Genomic DNA, 20,090 nt, shown 5'->3' with positions numbered 1-20,090 from the left:
CCACTAGTGAATACGTTCTACTAGTGGATATATCTCACTTTTTAAAAGGAAAAGATTCTTTTACATCTGTAGAATAAGCAAAGAACGTTATGAAGGCTATTTATTTGCCCTCTGGAACATTCCATTGCTACAATAGATATACATTTCATGGAAAAAGGAGTTTATAAAGGATGAGCAAGCAACCGATGACACCATTTGAAGCAATTGGCGGTGAACAATGCATTGCAATATTAGTAGACACATTTTATTCCTATGTCAGCAAACACCCTGACCTATCTCCCATCTTCCCGGATGATTTAACAGAAACCGCTAGGAAGCAGAAACAATTTTTAACGCAATATTTAGGTGGTCCTAATTTGTACACTGAAGAACATGGTCATCCTATGTTAAGAGCACGCCATCTTCCGTTTGAGATTACTCCAAAACGAGCAGAGGCTTGGCTATCATGTATGGAGCAAGCAATGGATGACACAGGAGTGCACGGTCATATAAGAGAGTTTGTTTTTGAACGTTTAGCATTAACTGCTCAGCATATGGTTAATACTCCAAACGAAACAGGTGAAGTGTAATGGATAAGCAGGAAGCAAAGCATATCAATATGCCATCTCCTTCCGCATGTGAGCATAAGTCTGTAGAAGCATATTTATTTATTGATCCACTTTGTAAAGATTGCTGGGAAATTGAGCCCTTTATTATTAAACTATGGCTTGAATACGGGAAATACTTCTCTATTCGTCATATCGTAACAGGAAAAGTGGACGGAACGAACGCTTCCTCACACAAATGGAATAAACCTGCTAATATTCGATTTGTGTGGGAAAAGACAACAAGTTTACAAGGTTTTTCATGTGATGGAAAGGTACATATGCAAGAGGCATCGTCAACACCCTATTTAGTTTCGATGGCAATTAAGGCAGCGGAGTTGCAGGGCCGAAAAGCAGGTTCGAAGTTTTTGCGAAAACTCCAAGAATACATTTTCCTTGAAAATGTATCAAACCCTGATTGTGAATTATTACTTGCATGTGCAAGAGATAGCGGTATTGATGTAGAAGAATTTAAAAAAGACCTACATTCCACTAGCGCAAAAAAAGCTTTCCAATGTGACTTAAAATTCACAAATGAGATGCATATTACAGAAATACCTTCTCTCGTATTTTTTCATGCGAATTCAGATGAAGAAGGTATTAAAATCGCTGGAACTTATTCTTACGACGTATACGTACAATTATTGAAAGAACTTGTAAAATGTGAAATTGAGCCAGAGCCATTACCACCTTTAGAAGTTTTATTGGAAGCAACGCAATTTATCTCTTCAAAAGAAGTAGCATTTATATATGACTGCTCACAACAAGAAATCGAGCGTGAACTGAAAAAATTACAACTGAAACGAAAAGTACAAATGATTGACGTAAAATGTGAGCGTTATTGGAAATGGATAGCAAAAGAAAAAGACCTGGTGTAAAACACCAGGTCTTTTTCTTTACGGCTTATAAAAATATTAAAGGGGATGGGAGAAATTTTCACGTTCAAACAAAGGGGTATATGTTTGTATGTGAATTCGTTCACGCTTATTATATTACAAGATTCGACGTCAGATGACAACCCCTTTTGTCGAATTTCACACTTTTGTCACATTCTAAACGTTTTCATTTCTGAATAAGCTATAAAAAAGCCATTTTGGAGGTGTTCTGTATGAAAAAAACGTATATTTTACTTCTCTTACTAGCTGTCATCGTTTCTTTTTTCTTGTACATCCTCTCTCTACTACAAGCTTTTCCTAAAATTATTGCCTTTCCTCTTTTATTTGGAGTCATTGTCATCGCTCTCTCTTATTTCAACCATAAAAAACGATTTAAAGGGTTTTAACTACAAAAAAATCGCAAAATTGCCTTCTAATTTAGAAAAAAGAAGGCAATTCACTTGAATTTTTTCGACAAATATCGACAAAAAAGATTCAAAACAAAAAAGACGAGGTAAATTCCTCGTCTTTACTATTACTTCTCTTCAAATAATAATGCTTCTAATTCATTTAATTTCTCTTCAAATACTTGCAATGCTTCTTTTACCGGTTCTGGAGATGCCATATCTACTCCAGCTTTTTTCAGCACTTCAATTGGATAATCTGAGCTTCCTGCTTTTAAGAACTCATTAATGTAACGTTCTACTGCTGGTTGCCCCTCTTCTAAAATTTGTTTAGATAGAGCTGTTGCTGCACTAAATCCTGTTGCGTATTGATATACGTAATAGTTGTAGTAGAAGTGCGGAATACGAGACCACTCTAAACCAATCTCTTCATCGATTACTAAAGAATCACCGAAATATTTCTTATTTAAATCATAGTAGATCTCCGTTAACATGTCTGGCGTAACCGCATGTCCCTCTTGTACTTTCTTATGAATAATATGCTCAAACTCTGCGAACATCGTTTGACGGAATACAGTACCACGGAATCCTTCTAAATAATGATTTAATAAGTATAGACGCTCTTTCTTATCTTCTGTCGTTTTTAATAAATAATCGTTTAGAAGCGCTTCATTACAAGTTGATGCTACTTCTGCAACGAAGATTGAATAATCACCGTATACGTGCGGCTGCGTTTTTCTTGTGTAGTAACTATGCACAGAATGACCGAACTCATGAGCAAGTGTATATAAATTATTTACATTATCATGCCAGTTCATTAAAATATACGGATTTGTTCCGTATGCACCAGATGAATATGCTCCGCTTCGTTTTCCTTTATTCTCATACACATCTACCCAGCGATTTTCATATGCTTCTTTTAAAATGTCAACATACTCATCACCAAGCACGTTTAAAGACTTTAATAACATGTCTTGTGCTTCTTCATACTTCACGTTCATTTTCACTTCTGGTACAAGTGGTGTATATAAATCATACATATGAAGCTCATCAAGCCCTAGTGCACGCTTACGAATATCAATGTAACGATGTAGCAAATGTAAATTATCATTTACAGATTCAACAAGTTGATCATACACAGCTTCAGGAATATTATTATTACTTAATGCCGCTTGACGTGCAGAATCGTATTTACGAACACGGGCGTTGAAATTATTACGTTTCACAGCTCCGCTTAACGTACTTGCAAATGTATTCTTATATTTTCCGTACGTTTCATATACAGCTTTGAATGCATCTTCGCGCACACGACGATCATCACTTTCTAAAAACTGAATGTAACGACCATGTGTAATTTCTACTTCTTCTCCATCCTCACCTTTAATAGATGGGAATTTCAAATCCGCATTATTCAACATACCAAATGTATTACTTGATGCACTCATTACTTCAGATGCTTCTGCTAATAGAGCCTCTTCCGCTTCAGATAATACGTGCGGGCGTTGACGCGTAATTTCTTCTAAAGCATGTTCATATACACTTAAGTCTCTATTTTCTTTCAAGAATGTTTGCAGTGTATCTTCTGAAATCGATAAAATTTCAGGCACAATATATGCTGTGCTACTAGATACTTGTGAATATAAATTTGTCGCGCGGTCATTTAACGCTTGATACACAGAGTTTGTTGTATCTTGATCGTAACGCATATGTGCATATGTATATAGCTTACCTAATCGCATTGAAATTTCATCTTCATATTGTAATGCTTCAAGTAAATTGTTCGCAGAGTCACCAAGTTTCCCTTTAAATTCAGTTAACTTCGGTAATAGCTCTTTAATGGCTTGGAATTCTTTTTCCCATTCTGCATCTGTTTGGAAAATATCTTCTAATCGCCACGTACTTGATTCTTCAATCTCTTTGCGATCTGGTAATGTTTTTGCTGTGTTTTGTTCAGACATCCTTTAAGCCCTCCTTTAAATATCTCTACTTACATACAATTCGATTTTTCTTATGTAATTCCTTCACGATCAGTCTTTATTATATCCCCTTTTCCTTCTCTCATGTTGTACTTTTCCTCAAATAAAGATAAGGCATACGCTAAGCAAATTTCATCATATTTCATAATTTCCTCCTCTGTTTTCAGTATGACTACACCCCTTTTTTTCCGGTACTTATAAGTCCCCACTTTCTGCAATACACCTGCATAACACAGAAATACCATATATTCAGTAATTGCCACTTTCCATATATGCTGTGAAAAGTACGGGAGCATACGCCTTTTCGTATATTTTTTCACATAACTACACGCATACCCGAGGGAAATATAATCGCCTACCGCAAGCTCGCCTATACACTTCATATATAGAAAAGCTTGCCATATAAATGGATTTGTTTGAAAAGCAAATGAAGACGGGAGCGGCACACCAATTTCAGAAGGAAAATTTGCTGGGGTACATTTACATTGATATAAGAGGCGTAATAGTGACTTATGATTGTAATTCCAAATCGGCAGAGCATTTTGCCGAAAGTAGCTCTTTCGCTGTTTCCATTCCTCACCTAATGTTTCTTTTCGGAAAGAAACGGGAGAAAAGAGCATTTCAAAAGTAGTCGTTTCAGTTGGTAAATATATAATATGTGAGAAAGAGATGCTTGTAGAAAATGAAGTGAGAAACGCGCATTTCATAAATAATTTTTGTTTCGGACAGAAAAAAATAAGAAATGGCTGAGGATAAGATTGTAAGGAGAAAGCCATAAGTGAGGAGAATTTCATCCAATATGCTGATTGCTTTTTCAATTGATTTCCACCAATGATCCAAATGACCTGTATACCAACTCGCCAATACGAATAGGTTCGTTTGTACAGCTGCTCTATAGAAAGATTTGCGCATTGATATTCAATCGCAATTGTTCTCCCCGCTCTCTCTATAAAAATATCTGGTCGTTGCTGGATTTCTGGAAGATAGTGCTCTATATATACGGGGAAGCTTTGACGTTTGAACCACCTATATAACAATTCTTTACCGTGCATATGATACATAGATTCCGCTTCATAAAAGGCAAGACACGCGTCCATTTTCTTATGAGCAAAATGCCAACTTTTTTGTTTCCCTAATTTCATTTGCACTTCTTTCCCGCAAGCTATGCAAAAGAAGCTTTCCCTTTTACGCATACGATGTAAAAGCTCTTCATCATGATGATAGAGTAGATGAATTTTTTCTCCGTTTTCTCTTTTAGCGATAAACATCAGAATCACACCCTTTCAGCTCCTTATATTCTACAATTTATTACAAATTCCTTTTAAAAAAGAGATGTCCCAATTTGGGACATCTCTTTTTATAATAAAGGTGATAATAATCGATACGTCGATTCCACAATCCGTCTATGAAGACGCCTTTTATGAAAACGATCGACATGAATTTCACTTGATTCTTCTATATCCTCTTTAAAGTCTTGAACGAGTTTTCGAATGCTGTCTGTATCATATAAAAAGGCATTTACTTCAAAGTTCAAATGAAAACTTCTCATATCCATATTAGCTGTCCCAATTGAAGCTAAATCAGAATCGACAATGACAACTTTACTATGGAGAAAACCTTTTTCATATTCATATATTTTTACCCCTGCATCTAAAAGCTCCGGGAAGTACGATCTCGATGCGTAAAAGACGGTGCGCTTATCGGGCTTACTCGGCATTAATAAACGAACATCAATACCAGCAAGTGCCGCTACCTTTAATGCAGATAAAATATCATCATCCGGAATGAAATACGGCGTCGCAATCCAAATGGATTTCCGTGCAGAAGAAATCATAGCAAAATATAAATGTTTAATTGTTTCCCATTTATTATCCGGTCCACCTGCAACGAGCTGCACGCCTCCCCAATGATCCCCCTCAACTGCTTTCGCTTGTAAATATTCAGGGGCTAGCACAGCCTCTCCAGTCATATAAAACCAATCTTGAAGGAAGATAAGTTGTAAGCTTTGAACAGCTTCACCATGCAAATATAAATGCGTGTCTCGCCAAAAGCCGAAGTACTTATCCTTCCCTAAATATTCATCACCAATATTTAATCCACCTACAAAACCTTCATTCCCATCAATAATAACGATTTTTCGGTGATTTCGATAATTAATCTTATCGTTTAAAATCGGAAAGCGCACAGGGAAAAACGGAATCATTTCAACACCTGCGTCGTTTAATTCTTCAATATACGAATTCGATAATCTAAAACTTCCAACCGCATCATATAAAAAACGAACAACTACGCCTTCTTTTGATTTTTGTATTAAAATATCTTTAATTTCTGTTCCAAGCTTATCATCACGCACAATGTAATATTCCATATGAATATGATGTTTCGCTCGTTTTAATCCATCTAAAATGGCCTGAAACGTTTCATCTCCATTTGTTAATGTTCTCGTTTCAGTTTGAAATGAAATATTTAAAGCGCCTAAGCGGTCCGCTAAACGAAATAACAGCTCTTGATGCTTATGATTGCGCAAAATCCGTTCTTCATAATCTTCATGTCCCTTATATTGTAAAAACGCTTGTTCATCGAGCAACGCCTTCTTTTGGAACATTCTCTTCCTCCGAAAGTTCTGTCCGAATAATAAATAAGCGAAGAATCCAAATACCGGAAAAATACCTAACACAATGAGCCATGTAAGTGTTTTTGACGGATGACGGTTCTCTAAGAAAATCACGCAGCCAATTAAAAATGCAGATACTGTAAATAAAATACTAATAATACCTAGGATCGACACATCTTTTATCCCGATCACATCCGAATAAAATGCTACATCAATAAACATACGTAACGAAACAAATAATGCGAACAATAGTAAAACAAAGAAAATCAACTTTAACGTATTTTTCATCTCTTACCTCCTTACTAAGAAAGCTTTCCTATTCTTCATATAAAAAGCCGATTTCATACTACAGAAATCGGCCTACGTTTTAGCAGGAAAATTATTGCGAATTGTTTCAAGCGCATGCTCTTTCACAATTTGTTTCCCATACTCACTTACACGATGAATTGTTAATGTTGATTCTTCTCCGTACTCTAAAACAATACTTAAAATACGATCAATTTCTTCTTCATCATGTAGCACTTCATCGAATTCCACATATACATAATAGCGGTTCTCAAATGAATACAGCTCATCTTTTATATCTTCAAAGATAAGACGGTGGCTTAATGAAATGACATCTTCAAAATCATTAAACTTAATTAAAAAGCCAAACGTACCATCTTCGTTAAAGTTTGTTCCTGCTTGCTCTTCTACCTCTTCCACTAATTCTTGCTGGAATAATGATTCAATGCCTTCATCTAGAGGAATGTCTATGATTTTATCTACACCTATTGGTAGTTCTAACTTTTGTCCATCCTTTGAAAGCTCTGCTTTCGTAACAAGTACTTCAATCCCTTTATCGACTGCTTGCACTTGAATCCATAACGGCCCATCAATAAAGAAATCGTCATGATCACGAGCTTCGTCCATCATTTCCCAAAAGAGCTCTTCGCTTCGTTCGCGGTCATACCAAATTTCCTCACGATTAAAGCCTCTGTCCTCTATATCAATGTACGTAATAAAAAATTTCATCGTATGGTCATTTATTCTTTCAATATCCAAAATACAACTCTCCCTTCCTGTTTGGAATTGTTATGAAGGGATTCCCCACTCATATGACAAATCAATAGATTCTTGTACTCTCATTTTATGATAAGATTCTCCAGAATGGAAATAAAATCGATTTATTTTACAAAAATAGTTATATGCCTATCTTTATTCGATTGTCTACACAAATATATCATTATAGCGATTTCTTACTCACAAAAAATTTGGACATACATTTCCACCTTCCCCCGTACACTGTAATAAAGTGAAACTTTTATTAGAGAAGATGATTTACTCTCTCTTCACCACATACATATAGTTCGCTTATTAAAACATCATAAATGGAGGCAGACGAATGGACTTAGAGTTTTTAACATCTGTACTAATGATTGTCGGTATCGATGTTGTACTAGGTGGTGACAACGCAATCGTCATCGCACTGGCTAGCCGAAATTTACCTGAATCGAAACGAAATAAAGCCATTTTGATTGGTACTCTTTTAGCAATCGTACTAAGAATTCTCCTTACTATACTAGCTGTCTATTTACTCGACATTCCATTTCTGCAACTTATCGGCGGCGTTTTACTTACATTAATTGCAGTAAATTTACTAACCGATGATAGCAACGATCTTTCTTCTATTCAAGGAAAAACAACTTTATTTCAAGCTGTGCGTACAATCGTATTCGCGGACCTTGTTATGGGATTTGACAACGTTATTGCCATTGCAGGGGCAGCTCACGGAAGATTATTACTCGTAATAATCGGCTTACTCATCTCTATCCCGATTATTATTTGGGGCAGCAAACTCATTTTAATACTTATGGAACGCTTTCCATTCCTCATTTATTGCGGGGCAGCGATTCTCGCCTATACAGCAGGAAAAATGGTCACACATGAAGACCGACTTGCAACCTTTTTTCATAACAACCCAAGTTTCACTGCAAGCATTCCTTACTTATTTATTTTCACCATTTTATGCATCGGTATTATCGTGCAACAAGTTCGATTACGGAATGTGAAACATTAAAAAAAACCTTCTACTATATAATAAGTAGAAGGTTTTCATATTATTATAATTAATTTACAAGACGCTGTGCTTCACGTAATTGGAACGTTCTTACAGTACGTGGTAAGAAACGGCGGATTTCGTCTTCATTGTAACCTACTTGAAGGCGTTTCTCGTCAATCATAATTGGACGACGTAAAATCCCTGGATAGTCACGAATCATCTTATATAAATCTTGAAGTGGTAAAGACTCTAAGTTTACATTTAATTCTTGGAAAACTTTCGAACGAGTAGAAATAATTTCATCCGTTCCGCTTTCTGTCATACGTAAAATCTCTTTAATTTCCTCAATCGTTAATGGATCTGAGAAAATATTACGTTCTGTATAAGGAATATGATTTTCCTCTAGCCATAATTTCGCCTTTCTACAAGACGTACAGCTTGGAGAACTATATAATGTTACCATACAAAGCTCACTCTCCTTAAAGAGTACAAATTCTGTACTAATTACAGTTTAAATTTCTAAATTCAGCAATTTTTTGCGATACCTTGTCTTAAAACAAAGTGCAAAAATCGCATTTCATGTAAGCAACAACTTTTAGCAAACAACAATTACTTTTAATAAGTAACTTCTATAATCATTATACAATAGATTTTGCAAGAAATATACAGTAAATTTCCTTCTAATTGAGAAAACTCTTCCGTGCATTCCACTGCTATGTAACATGATCACACTCGCTTTATCTGTACTTTAACAATACCTCCAACCCTCTTAACGCTTGCTTTTCATAGATTATTCATATGATATATAGTTATTGTTCCAGAATCTTTCCTATGAAAAAGAGAACGTTTTCTTACCTTTTCTTGATAAATCAATTAAGAAATGTAAGACTATACAAGTGAGAATGAAAAGGAACGTTTGTTCTTATTTTAACAAACATTCTCATTCGTGTCTATACGATTTCTAAAATAAATCCATTATTTTTCTGACATTTCTTTCTTTTTTGTCTTTTATCTCATACAATAAACATACAGACAGGCAAAGGGGGAATTTGCAAATGATTGCTTTTTTTATTGATTTTGTCACGGTTGCTGCCCTCATCATCGGAATAACAGCATTGATTGGTGTCATTACAAATAACATTGGTGAAAAACTCTTTGGCGGAAAAGAAAAGATGAAGTTTGTTAATAAAAGTTTGGATGTGCAATCCGGCTGGAATCAAGTTGGCGGGAAAGGTATTTATAAGAAACGTACGTATTAAAAAAAGCAGGCAATCACCTGCTTTTTTCTTATTTCTCTACTGACGCCCATTTAAAGCTTAAATCGCCGCCATATTTATGGTTGTACATATTTTTAATTGATTCTCTTTGTATATATGCTCTACCACGTTGATATACTGGAACAATCGCAGCGTCATCAAGTAACATTTTCTCTGCTTCTAGTAAGTTTTTCCAACGGGCATTTACATCGCTTCCATCTTTCTTCGCTTTCATGATAATTTCATCATATTTCGGATTAGAGTATTTCATTTTATTTTGCGATCCGTCCGTCACAAACATATCAAGGTATGTAACTGGATCTGGGAAGTCTGCACTCCATCCAGAGAATGACATCACATAATCGCCCGCATCTTCTAGTTTTAGTTTTTGCGCGAATGGTTGTTGTTTAATTTTCACTGTTAAACCTGGTAAATTCTTTTCTAACTCACCTTTTAAATATTCACCTGTTTTCTTCGATAATTCAACATCTTCATTTAATAACTCTAATTCGATTTCATTTTTACCAAGTTCTTTTTTACCAGCTTCCCAATACTTCTTCGCTTCTTTCACGTTTGGTTTTACAATATCTCCATTTACAGCACGGAAGTCTTTCTTATCTGGCCCTTTAATGAAGTTATCAGGAATTAATCCTGTTGCTGGCTTAGAACCGTTATTTAATAATGTATCAACGAACGGCTTACGTTCAAAAGCAAGTGAAATTGCTTTACGAATATTTTTATTTGCTAAAGCTGGGTCTTTTTGATTTAAACGAAGGAAGAATACAGATGTATCTTCTACTGTTTGGAAATCCGGTTTTCCTTTATATTTATCGATGAACTCTGCTAATAACGTCGCTCGATCGACTGCGTTTGTTTCATATAAATTAATTGGCGTAGACGTATCTTTTACAATATTAAAGTTTACTTCCTCAATCTTCACTTCTTTATTGTCCCAATATGACGCGCTCTTTGTCATTTTAAAGCTACGTTCATGTTGCCAATCACTTAATGTAAATGGTCCATTATAAAGTGTTGTATTCGCTTCCAAACCAAACTTCGTACCTTGCTCTTTCACAAACTTTTCATTCACAGGATAGAAGATTGGATATACCATTAAATCTACAAGGTATGGAATTGAATTGTCTAATTCCACTTCTAATGTATGATCATCAATCGCTTTCACGCCTAATTGATCTGGACTCATCTCTTTTTTATTAATTTTCTCTGCATTTTTTATATCATACATAATGTACGCTGATTTCGCAGCTGTATCTGGGTTAATCGCTCTTTGCCATGCGTATACGAAATCCTTCGCCGTCACAGGCTCACCATTTGACCATTTTGCGTCTTCACGTAATTTAAATGTATATTTTTTACCGTCTTCTGACTTTTGGAATTCCTTCGCTACACCAGGAACTAGCTTATCATCTTTCCCTAAACTGTATAAGCCTTCCATCGTATTAGTCATTACTCTTGAAGAAACTGCATCAGCTGATAACGCTGGATCCATCGTTGGAATTTCTTGTGTTTCAATTAAGTTAATAACTTGCTTCGCACCGCTTTTCCCGCTATCCCCTTTTGCGTTCGCTTGCGGTTCATCTTTTTGGTAGCTACATGCCCCTAACATCATGCTCATCGCTACTGTTGACGCTACAAAAACTGGTATCTTTTTTTTCATACTTCCACCCTCCACAAAAATGTTAGCCCTTTCATTTTCAAACAAATAGAAATATATATATGTTCTAACAATTCATATTATACACACAAATATATTTTTTGTATATTTATATTTCTATTTTATTAAAATTTTCTGTTAAAAAATAAACCTTTGTAAACGTTTCATATTGCTGATTATCCTTACTAAAGTGTTGAAAATAACCATTTTTATATTTTTCTAAATTATCAGAGAAAAATAAATTTTATATTTTATAATACTTTGTGCATAATTATCCTTCTCTTTTTATCATAAAATAGCGCTCCCTTCATAATAAAGATATGTAGGTTAAAATGAGTGCAAAGGATAAGAAAGTATGTTACGATACACTTTGCTAAAAATAGATATCGGTAAAGAGGGGACGGACATGACAGCAATTCAGGCAAAAAACGGACCGACAGAGAAATTAAGTTTATTCTTATTAACATGGCCTATTTTTCTAGAAGTTTTTCTATTTATGTTAATGGGGATCGCTGATACTTTCATGTTAAGTGCATTATCAGACGATGCTGTATCTGGGGTTGGTGCAGCGAATCAATACCTCCATATCGCTATTTTGGTACTTGAAGTCATCGGGAACGGCGCAGCTATCGTCGTATCTCAATACCTCGGTTCCAAACGTTTTATGGAAGCATCAAAAATATCAGCTTTAGCCGTCACATTAAATTTAGTGGTCGGACTCATTATAAGCGCTGGTTTTCTTTTATTTTCAAAACATATGATGATGGCAATGAACTTACAAGGCGATGTACTCATGTATGCGCAAGGCTATTTATCCATCGTCGGAGGCGCTATTTTCCTTCAAGCTATTATTAATTCATTAGCCGCAATTATCCGCGTACATGGCTTCACAAAGCAAGCGATGTTTATTTCACTTGGAATGAATATTATTCATATCGCTGGAAACTACGTACTCATTTTTGGGAAATTTGGTTTCCCTGAGCTCGGTGTACAAGGGGCTGCCATTTCTTCTGCTGTCAGCAGATTAATCGCACTTATCGTTTTCTTCTGGTTACTGTACCGCGTTATGGAATACCGTGTGAAATTACAATATTACTTCACCTTATCAAAGGAATACATCGGAAAAATTTTAAAAATCGGGATTCCATCTGCATTTGAGCAGGTTATGTATCAAGCTTGCCAAATTGTCTTCTTATACTATGCAACATACTTAGGAACGGAATCATTAGCGGCTAGACAATACGCTACGAATATTTCTATGTTCACTTATTTATTCGCGATTGCGATCGGTATGGGAACAGCCATTATTATCGGACGCCTCGTTGGCGGTGGTGAAAAAGACGAAGCGTATGAACGCGTATGGAAAAGTGTAAAGTGGGCAATTGGAGTCACTTTATGTATGGTCGCTCTCGTTATTACATTCCGTACACAATTAATGGGACTATTTACAGATAATCCGCACATTATTGCGTTAGGTGCGTCAGTTCTTTTACTAAGCGTACTACTTGAAACGGGACGTACGATGAACATCGTCATTATCAATTCACTTCGCGCGGCTGGCGATGCAAAGTACCCCGTTTTAATCGGAGCATTCTCTATGGTGTTAATGAGTTTACCACTCGGTTACTTTTTCGCCTTCCATTTAGATATGGGGCTCGTTGGTATTTGGTTAGCGATTGCTATTGATGAATGGACACGTGCCATCATTATGTTCTTCCGCTGGAAAAGTAGAGCGTGGGAACGTTATGCACTCGTTAAACCAGAAGAACAAGAGGAGAGTATTTCTGTTCAGGCACAGTAATACTCGTTTAATTAAAATGCATTCATTGGAAAATAACATTTATATTCACTTACCGACAAATGTTAACAATACAACTGTTTATAGAATAGAAAAAGAGCCATCCTTCTGTAGCGGAAGAATGGCTCTTTTTTCTTATTGATAAATCTCTTTATATTTCTTATACTCTGCTTCAGAACATAATACGAAATGTCCTGGGCGAATTTCACGCATTGTTGGTGCTTCACTAGCATAATCATGCTGAGATGGATCGTATACGATACGTTTACGATTGCGCTCATAATCTGGATCTGGAAGCGGAATTGCTGATAATAGTGATTTCGTATATGGATGAATTGGATTCGCATATAACTCTTCACTTGTTGTTAGCTCAACGATTTGACCACGGTACATTACGCCGATTCGGTCACTAATGTATTTTACCATTGATAAATCATGGGCAATGAATAAGTATGTTAAACCTTTTTCTTTTTGTAACTTTTTCAGTAAGTTTACAACTTGCGCCTGGATTGAAACGTCAAGTGCTGAGATTGGCTCATCGGCAATGATAAATTCAGGTTCTACAGCAAGTGCGCGTGCTATACCGATACGTTGACGTTGTCCACCCGAGAATTCATGAGGGAAACGGTTTGCGTGCTCTTTATTTAAACCAACTGTGATTAATAATTCATGAACACGGTCCATACGCTCTTTTTTGCCTTTTGCTAGTCCGTGAATATCAATACCTTCTGCAATAATATCCCCTACTGTCATACGAGGGTTTAATGATGCATATGGATCTTGGAAAATCATTTGCATTTTACGGTTGAACTTCTTCAGTTGTGCGCGTGATTTTTTACCATGTACATTTTCACCATCGAACAATACTTCACCAGCAGTTGCATCATATAAACGAATAATCGTTCTTCCAGTTGTAGATTTACCACAACCTGATTCTCCTACAAGACCAAATGTCTCTCCGCGGTAAATATCAAATGAAATATCATTAACCGCTTTGACAACACCACCACTCACGTCGAAGTGCTGCTTTACATTTTTTACTTCAATTAATTTCTCACGTTGTTTAGTCATGTTGTTCACCTGCTTTCATTTGAAGAATGCGTTTTTCAACAACTGCCGGCGGTCTTACTTCTGGAGCTTGCTCGTGAAGTAACCAAGTTGCCGCATAGTGTGTATCACTTACTTTAAATAAAGGTGGGTCCATTTCAAAATCAATTTTCAATGCCTGTGGGTTACGTGGTGCAAAAGCATCTCCCTTTGGCGGCTTTAATAAATCTGGAGGCGTTCCAGGGATTGCATATAACTCTTCTTCTGAACCATCTAAACTTGGCATAGATGCGATTAAGCCCCAAGTATATGGATGTTTTGGATTGTAGAAAATTTCGTCTACAGTTCCGATTTCAACAACTTTACCAGCGTACATAACTGCTACGCGGTCCGCAACGTTTGCCACTACACCTAAATCATGCGTAATGAAAATGATTGCTGCTTCTGTTTTTTGCTGAATGTCCTTCATAAGTTCTAAAATTTGCGCCTGAATTGTAACGTCTAGCGCTGTTGTCGGCTCATCGGCAATTAATAATTTGGGGTTACAAGCTAACGCCATCGCAATAACTACACGCTGTCTCATACCACCTGAGAATTGGTGAGGATATTGTTTTAAACGTGCTTCTGGATTTGGAATACCTACAAGGTCGATTAATTCTAATGCAACTTTACGTGCATCTGCTTTACTCATCCCTTGGTGTTTAATAAGGCCTTCCATAATTTGATTCCCAATTGTCATCGTTGGATTTAATGATGTCATAGGATCTTGGAAAATCATTGCGATATCTTTACCACGAACTTGCTGCATTTCTTTTTCTGTTAATTTCGTTAAGTCACGACCTTCAAATACGATTTCACCGTTTTTAATACGTCCTGGAGGATTCGGAATTAATCCCATTAACGCTTTAGAAGTAACTGATTTACCAGAACCAGATTCTCCTACAATCGCTAATGTTTCTCCTTTTTTCAAATCAAAAGTAACACCGCGTACAGCTTGTACTTCACCTGCATGTGTATCAAAGGAGACTTGCAAATCTTTTACCTCTAGCAATGTTTTCATTTTTACTTCTCCCCTCTTTTACTTACGCATTTTTGGATCTAACGCGTCGCGTAATCCGTCTGCCATTAAGTTGAATGCTAAGATTAACATACTGATGACAACCGCTGGGATGAACATCATATGTGGATACGTTTGAATTGATTTATAACCATCATTTACAAGAGAACCAAGTGACGCAAATGGTGGCTGAATTCCTAAACCGATGAAACTTAAGAACGCTTCACCAAACACCGCTGATGGAATTGTAAACATTGTCATTACGATGATAGGTCCCATTACGTTTGGAATTAAATGTTTCACAATTAATTGTGTATTTGTTGCACCTAATGTACGAGATGCTAATACATATTCTTGATTTTTTAACTTTAAGATTTGTCCACGAACAATCCGCGACATCCCTATCCAGCCTGTAATCGCCATTGCAAGTGTAATTGACCATATACCAGATCCCATAATGATTACCATTAAAATAACGATGATTAAGTATGGAATACCGTTAATAATCTCCATAACACGTTGCATAATATTATCTACTCTACCGCCATAGAACGCTGAAATACCTCCGTATGCAACCCCAATTACTAAGTCAATCGCCGCTGCTAAAAGAGCGATATATAACGATACGCGCGTACCTTCCCATGTTCTTGTCCATAAATCGCGTCCAAGATCATCTGTACCAAACCAGAAATACTCTTTAATATCACGTTTTTCATATTGGTCAACACCATATTGATCTGTACCGTCAAATGGTAGCCAATGAACATTTTCAATAACAGGAATTTTCGGTGGTAATTTCGCACGACCTAAGTCTTGCTCTTTATACGAGTGTTTACTTACCATCGGCCCAAAAATTGCTAGTAATACAATAAGCGCTAATAAAACGAAACCTAACATTGCTCCTTTATGTTGGAACAAACGTCTTCTTACATCTTGCCAAAACGTTAAGCTTGGACGGGCAATGACTTCATTATCCACATTATTTTGATTGGCTTGTTGAAATAAATCTGGAGATAATTTTTGTACATCTTTCATCATTTTTTCCCTCCCGCTAAACGAATTCGAGGATCAATAATTCCGTATAAAATATCAACAATGAAAATAACTAAGATGAAAATCGCACTATAGAAAATTGTAGTTCCCATAATAACTGTATAGTCATTCACTGTAATAGATTTAACGAACTGTTCCCCTAGTCCTGGTACTGCATAAATTTGCTCGATAACGAGTGTTCCTGTAATTAATGCCGCAACCATTGGTCCTAAAATTGTTACAACTGGAATTAGCGCGTTACGAAGTGCGTGTTTTACAATGATAACGCCTTGACTAATCCCTTTTGCTTTCGCTGTTAAAATGTAGTCAGCTTGCATAACTTCAATTAACTCTGCACGAGAGAAACGTGCGATTGTTGCTATAACTGCCATCGATAAAGCGATCGTAGGCATCACTGTAAACTCTGGCCCTTTCCAGAAGGCTACTGGGAACCAACCAAGTTTTACCCCTACGAAATATTGTAGTAATGCGGCGAATACGAACGATGGTACCGACATCCCGAGTACGGAAATAATTGTCGCCCCATAATCGACCCACGTATTGTTACGAAGTGCCGCAACGATTCCTAAAAGTAAACCGATAAATGTTCCTAATATAATCGCTTGTAAACCAAGTTGTGCGGATGGTCCAATGCGATCCACGATCATATCTGTTACTGGACGGTTATCATATTGGAATGATACCCCTAAATCACCTTTTGCTAAGTTACCTAAGTAACGTGCATATTGAACTGGTACTGGATCATTCAAACCATATTTTTCAAGAATGATTTCTTTTTGTGCCGGTGATAGTTTCTCCTGGTTTTTAAGCGGAGAACCCGGAAGTAATTTCATCAAAAAGAAAGTCAGTGTAGTAATTAAAAATAATGTCAAAGCCATGTACACGAAACGTTTTAATACATAACGTCCCATAGTCAAGCACCTCCCCGTTTTTCTCAAAAGCAATAAGATAGTTTAAAATATTCTTACTTTTATTTTTTTAAAATAAGAGCATATGCCCATCATAGGCATATACCCTTATTCATGATGGAAACCATTTTTAGTTTTTGAGTTCAACCCACTTATAGCTAAATTCTCCGCCATATTTATGTTCTAATAGGCCAGTTATTGAGCCACGTTGTAAATAAGCTTTTCCTGGTTGATATACTGGAGCAATCGCTGCATCTTCAAGCAGTTGTTTTTCCGCTTGTAATAATGCATCCCAACGAGCTTGTACATCAACTTCTGTTTTCGCTTTTTTAATTAGGTCATCATACGCTGGGTTTGCATAATTTACTTTGTTTTGCGCATTACCTGTCGTATACATTTCAAGGAATGACATTGGATCCATATAATCTGGACTCCATCCCGCATATGACATTGCATAATCTCCACTTGCTTCCAGTTTTAATTTTTGTGCAAATGGCTGCATTTTTGTGGAAACTGTTAAACCTGGTAAGTTCTTTTCAAATTGGCCTTTTAAATACTCTCCGATTTTTTTAGCATCATCAGTATCAAAGTTTAATAGCTCTAACTCTACTTTGTCTACACCAAGTTCTTTTTTACCAGCTTCCCAATATTTTTGAGCTTCTTTAATATCCTCTTTTATAAGCTTTCCGTTCTCTTCACGGAAGTCTTTTCCATTCGGACCTTTTGCTAAGCCTTTCGGAACAAAACCATATATCCCCTCTGAACCATCGTTTAAGATAACTTTCCCGATATTTTCACGTTCAAAGGACATTGCAATTGCTTTTCGGATATTTTTATTTGCTAAAAATTTATTCTTTTCATTTAAGCGAATAAATTGTGTAGATGGTCTCTTAATCGTTTTAAAGTCAGCATCTGATTTGTATTTGTCTACAAACTCTGATGTTAAGACTACACGATCAATTGCTTTCGTTTCATATAAATTTATAGCAGTTGAACGATCCTTAACAATATTGAAGTTTATTTCCTCAAGTTTTACTTCTTTATTTTCCCAATACGTTGGATTCTTCTTAAGTTGGAAACTTTGTTCATGCTTCCATTCATTTAATACGAATGGACCATTATAAAGTGTCGTATTGGATTCTAATCCAAATTTTGCTCCTTGTTCTGTTACAAACTTCTCATTCAAAGGATACAATGTTGGATAGACTGTTAAACTTACAAAATAAGGAACAGGGTTATCTAATTCCACTTCAAGTGTATGATCATCAATTGCCTTTACACCAAGCTCTTCAACTGGCAATTCTTTTTTGTTAACTTTCTCCGCATTTTTAACATCAAATAGTATGTAAGCAAACTTGGCACCTGTGTTTGAATCTACAGCTCTTCGCCAAGAATAAACGAAGTCTTTCGCTGTTACAGGTTCACCATTAGACCATTTCGCATCTTCACGTAACTTGAACACATACTTTTTGCCATCTTCTGATTTCTCATAAGATTTAGCGACACCTGGAACAAGTTTATCGTCTTTCCCCAGACGATATAATCCCTCCATTGTGTTATTCATGATGTTAGAAGATGCTGCATCTGTTGATAACGTCGTATCCATAGTTGGAATTTCAGCTGTCTCGGTTAGATTTAACACTTGCTTGTTTGAGGATTTTTCTTTTGCGCCTGCTTTATTATCCTCTTTTTGGTAACTACAAGCTCCTAACATACTGACCGTCAACGTCGATGCAAGTAATAACGGTATCTTTTTCTTCATGTTGTGTTGCCTCCCCTAATTGCACTTCCTGTACCCTCACTTGTAAAAAAGTAGAATTGAAAGAATAATCTCCAAGTTTCTACAATTTTCATTATACATATAATATAACAATTGTGAATATAGTTTTTTGTTTTTTTGTTAAAATTTTTAATAAAATGTTTATTTTTTTATTTTTTTGTAAAGGGATACGTTAACATTGCTACCATCATCTTGAAATCAGACCTTTAATTGCGTATAATTTTCAAAAAATTAATTCTAGTACATATTATAGCTTTTATAGTATAATAATTCTAGTAATATTTTGACGGAGGGGAACATTTTGAATAAAGTTTTTTTTCATACTTGTATACTAATTTTCATAGCGATAATCGCTTCTAGTATTGGCGCAATCCTCATTTCATCGCAATTTTTGTTGAATTTTGTCAATATATCGTTTTATGCCGCACTACTTTTTATTCTTGTCGGCGGTTTTTTATTCATATTTCAAAATGGATTTTTCAATGTAACAATTTACGCATTCCAAAGAGTATTTGGTACGAACAAAAAAATTGAGTCTTTAATTGAAGAAGTAGAGGAACCTGCCGATAAGAAAGAACGTATTTATAAAACATATTCATTCAAATGGACGTATCCAATTTGTATTACAGGTATCGTTCTTGGGTTGTTCTCGACCCTCATTAGCTTTACTATTTTGATGTAGTTTGCAAACACTATCCCATATGATATAATAATCAGCAAAACATTTTGTTATAAAACTTTAGTTCTTTCATATTAAAAGAGCTCAGGTAACAATAAATAAATTTATATGTATGCGATGATAAAGAAGAGTACATATTGAGGCAATTTCAGAGAGCTTGTGGCTGGTGTGAACAAGTAATTGCGCAGTGTGGAATGGGCTTTTGAGCACCAAACCGAACCGAAAGTAGTAGGCTTTGGCGTTATATCCAAACGTTATTATGGATTAGAGAGATTTCACAGTAGTGAAATAATTAGGGTGGTACCGCGGTCCATTCGTCCCTATAGTTTTTTGGGATGAATGG

General features: G+C 36.0%; 18 protein-coding genes and 1 other annotated feature. Of the genes, 7 read left to right on the top strand and 11 right to left on the bottom strand.

Annotation, left to right across the window (positions count from 1 at the left end):
* Positions 1-170: 170 nt before the first annotated feature.
* From BAQ44_RS10535 to BAQ44_RS31020, 3 genes are all read left to right on the top strand, one after another.
* Positions 171-569: a globin domain-containing protein gene (locus BAQ44_RS10535; protein ID WP_000043382.1), complete on the top strand. Its 399-nt coding sequence runs from the start codon at positions 171-173 to the stop codon at positions 567-569.
* Complete coding sequence (locus BAQ44_RS10530) at positions 569-1,462, top strand: ClpXP adapter SpxH family protein (RefSeq protein WP_000360655.1); 894 nt, start codon at positions 569-571, stop codon at positions 1,460-1,462. The genes BAQ44_RS10535 and BAQ44_RS10530 overlap by 1 nt, the downstream gene beginning before the upstream one ends.
* Before the next feature lie 230 nt (positions 1,463-1,692).
* Complete coding sequence (locus BAQ44_RS31020) at positions 1,693-1,866, top strand: hypothetical protein (RefSeq protein WP_081110297.1); 174 nt, start codon at positions 1,693-1,695, stop codon at positions 1,864-1,866.
* Positions 1,867-1,994: 128 nt separating this feature from the next.
* On the opposite strand, the gene pepF is transcribed toward BAQ44_RS31020, so the two are convergent.
* From pepF to mecA, 4 genes are all read right to left on the bottom strand, one after another.
* Positions 1,995-3,821, bottom strand: coding sequence for an oligoendopeptidase F (pepF, locus tag BAQ44_RS10525; RefSeq protein WP_061678734.1), 1,827 nt, complete (start codon positions 3,819-3,821; stop codon positions 1,995-1,997).
* A gap of 50 nt (positions 3,822-3,871) precedes the next feature.
* Positions 3,872-5,116, bottom strand: coding sequence for a competence protein CoiA (locus BAQ44_RS10520; RefSeq protein WP_071721626.1), 1,245 nt, complete (start codon positions 5,114-5,116; stop codon positions 3,872-3,874).
* Positions 5,117-5,196: 80 nt separating this feature from the next.
* On the bottom strand, positions 5,197-6,741 hold the full coding sequence (locus BAQ44_RS10515) for a cardiolipin synthase (RefSeq protein ID WP_071721625.1): 1,545 nt from the start codon (positions 6,739-6,741) through the stop codon (positions 5,197-5,199).
* Positions 6,742-6,813: 72 nt separating this feature from the next.
* Entirely contained in the window at positions 6,814-7,497 is a 684-nt protein-coding gene (gene mecA / locus BAQ44_RS10510; RefSeq protein ID WP_000350711.1) for an adaptor protein MecA, read from the bottom strand.
* Positions 7,498-7,837: 340 nt separating this feature from the next.
* On the opposite strand from mecA, the gene BAQ44_RS10505 reads away from it, so the two are divergent.
* Complete coding sequence (locus BAQ44_RS10505) at positions 7,838-8,512, top strand: TerC family protein (RefSeq protein WP_071721624.1); 675 nt, start codon at positions 7,838-7,840, stop codon at positions 8,510-8,512.
* A 49-nt stretch (positions 8,513-8,561) separates the two neighbouring features.
* Here the strand turns inward: BAQ44_RS10505 and spx are convergent, their stop codons facing one another.
* Positions 8,562-8,957, bottom strand: a complete 396-nt coding sequence (gene spx, locus BAQ44_RS10500; protein ID WP_000258267.1) for a transcriptional regulator Spx — start codon at positions 8,955-8,957, stop codon at positions 8,562-8,564.
* A 592-nt stretch (positions 8,958-9,549) separates the two neighbouring features.
* Here spx and BAQ44_RS10495 point away from each other — a divergent pair.
* The gene (locus BAQ44_RS10495) at positions 9,550-9,753 is read left to right on the top strand and encodes a hypothetical protein (RefSeq protein ID WP_071721623.1); all 204 of its coding nucleotides are present in this window, start codon (positions 9,550-9,552) and stop codon (positions 9,751-9,753) included.
* A 28-nt stretch (positions 9,754-9,781) separates the two neighbouring features.
* Here BAQ44_RS10495 and BAQ44_RS10490 read toward each other — a convergent pair whose 3' ends face one another.
* Positions 9,782-11,428: a peptide ABC transporter substrate-binding protein gene (locus BAQ44_RS10490; protein ID WP_063260239.1), complete on the bottom strand. Its 1,647-nt coding sequence runs from the start codon at positions 11,426-11,428 to the stop codon at positions 9,782-9,784.
* Positions 11,429-11,780: 352 nt separating this feature from the next.
* On the opposite strand from BAQ44_RS10490, the gene BAQ44_RS10485 reads away from it, so the two are divergent.
* Positions 11,781-13,226, top strand: coding sequence for an MATE family efflux transporter (locus BAQ44_RS10485; RefSeq protein ID WP_071721622.1), 1,446 nt, complete (start codon positions 11,781-11,783; stop codon positions 13,224-13,226).
* A gap of 132 nt (positions 13,227-13,358) precedes the next feature.
* On the opposite strand, the gene BAQ44_RS10480 is transcribed toward BAQ44_RS10485, so the two are convergent.
* The 5 genes from BAQ44_RS10480 to BAQ44_RS10460 form a co-directional block, all read right to left on the bottom strand.
* Positions 13,359-14,294 (bottom strand): ABC transporter ATP-binding protein, encoded by a 936-nt coding sequence (locus BAQ44_RS10480; RefSeq protein WP_000166352.1) that lies wholly within the window; start codon positions 14,292-14,294, stop codon positions 13,359-13,361.
* Positions 14,287-15,330 carry an ABC transporter ATP-binding protein gene (locus tag BAQ44_RS10475; protein ID WP_000854348.1) on the bottom strand — a complete coding sequence of 348 codons (1,044 nt, stop codon included), beginning with the start codon at positions 15,328-15,330 and terminating at the stop codon, positions 14,287-14,289. The genes BAQ44_RS10480 and BAQ44_RS10475 overlap by 8 nt, the downstream gene beginning before the upstream one ends.
* 18 nt (positions 15,331-15,348) lie before the next feature.
* Positions 15,349-16,365, bottom strand: a complete 1,017-nt coding sequence (gene opp3C / locus BAQ44_RS10470; RefSeq protein ID WP_063260237.1) for an oligopeptide ABC transporter permease — start codon at positions 16,363-16,365, stop codon at positions 15,349-15,351.
* The gene (gene opp3b, locus BAQ44_RS10465) at positions 16,362-17,291 is read right to left on the bottom strand and encodes an oligopeptide ABC transporter permease (protein ID WP_063260236.1); all 930 of its coding nucleotides are present in this window, start codon (positions 17,289-17,291) and stop codon (positions 16,362-16,364) included. The genes opp3C and opp3b overlap by 4 nt, the downstream gene beginning before the upstream one ends.
* Before the next feature lie 127 nt (positions 17,292-17,418).
* Positions 17,419-19,050 (bottom strand): peptide ABC transporter substrate-binding protein, encoded by a 1,632-nt coding sequence (locus tag BAQ44_RS10460; RefSeq protein WP_061678729.1) that lies wholly within the window; start codon positions 19,048-19,050, stop codon positions 17,419-17,421.
* A 319-nt stretch (positions 19,051-19,369) separates the two neighbouring features.
* Between BAQ44_RS10460 and BAQ44_RS10450 the strand changes: the two genes are divergently transcribed.
* The gene (locus BAQ44_RS10450) at positions 19,370-19,750 is read left to right on the top strand and encodes a DUF3899 domain-containing protein (RefSeq protein WP_061678728.1); all 381 of its coding nucleotides are present in this window, start codon (positions 19,370-19,372) and stop codon (positions 19,748-19,750) included.
* A 105-nt stretch (positions 19,751-19,855) separates the two neighbouring features.
* Positions 19,856-20,072 (top strand) — a binding site (T-box leader).
* Positions 20,073-20,090 lie beyond the last annotated feature (18 nt).

Origin of the sequence: Bacillus mobilis (assembly GCF_001884045.1) — a bacterium.
Taxonomy (GTDB): Bacteria; Bacillota; Bacilli; order Bacillales; family Bacillaceae_G; genus Bacillus_A; species Bacillus_A mobilis.
Note: the sequence above shows the minus strand (reverse complement) of the source record. Positions and strands in the feature narration are given on the sequence as shown.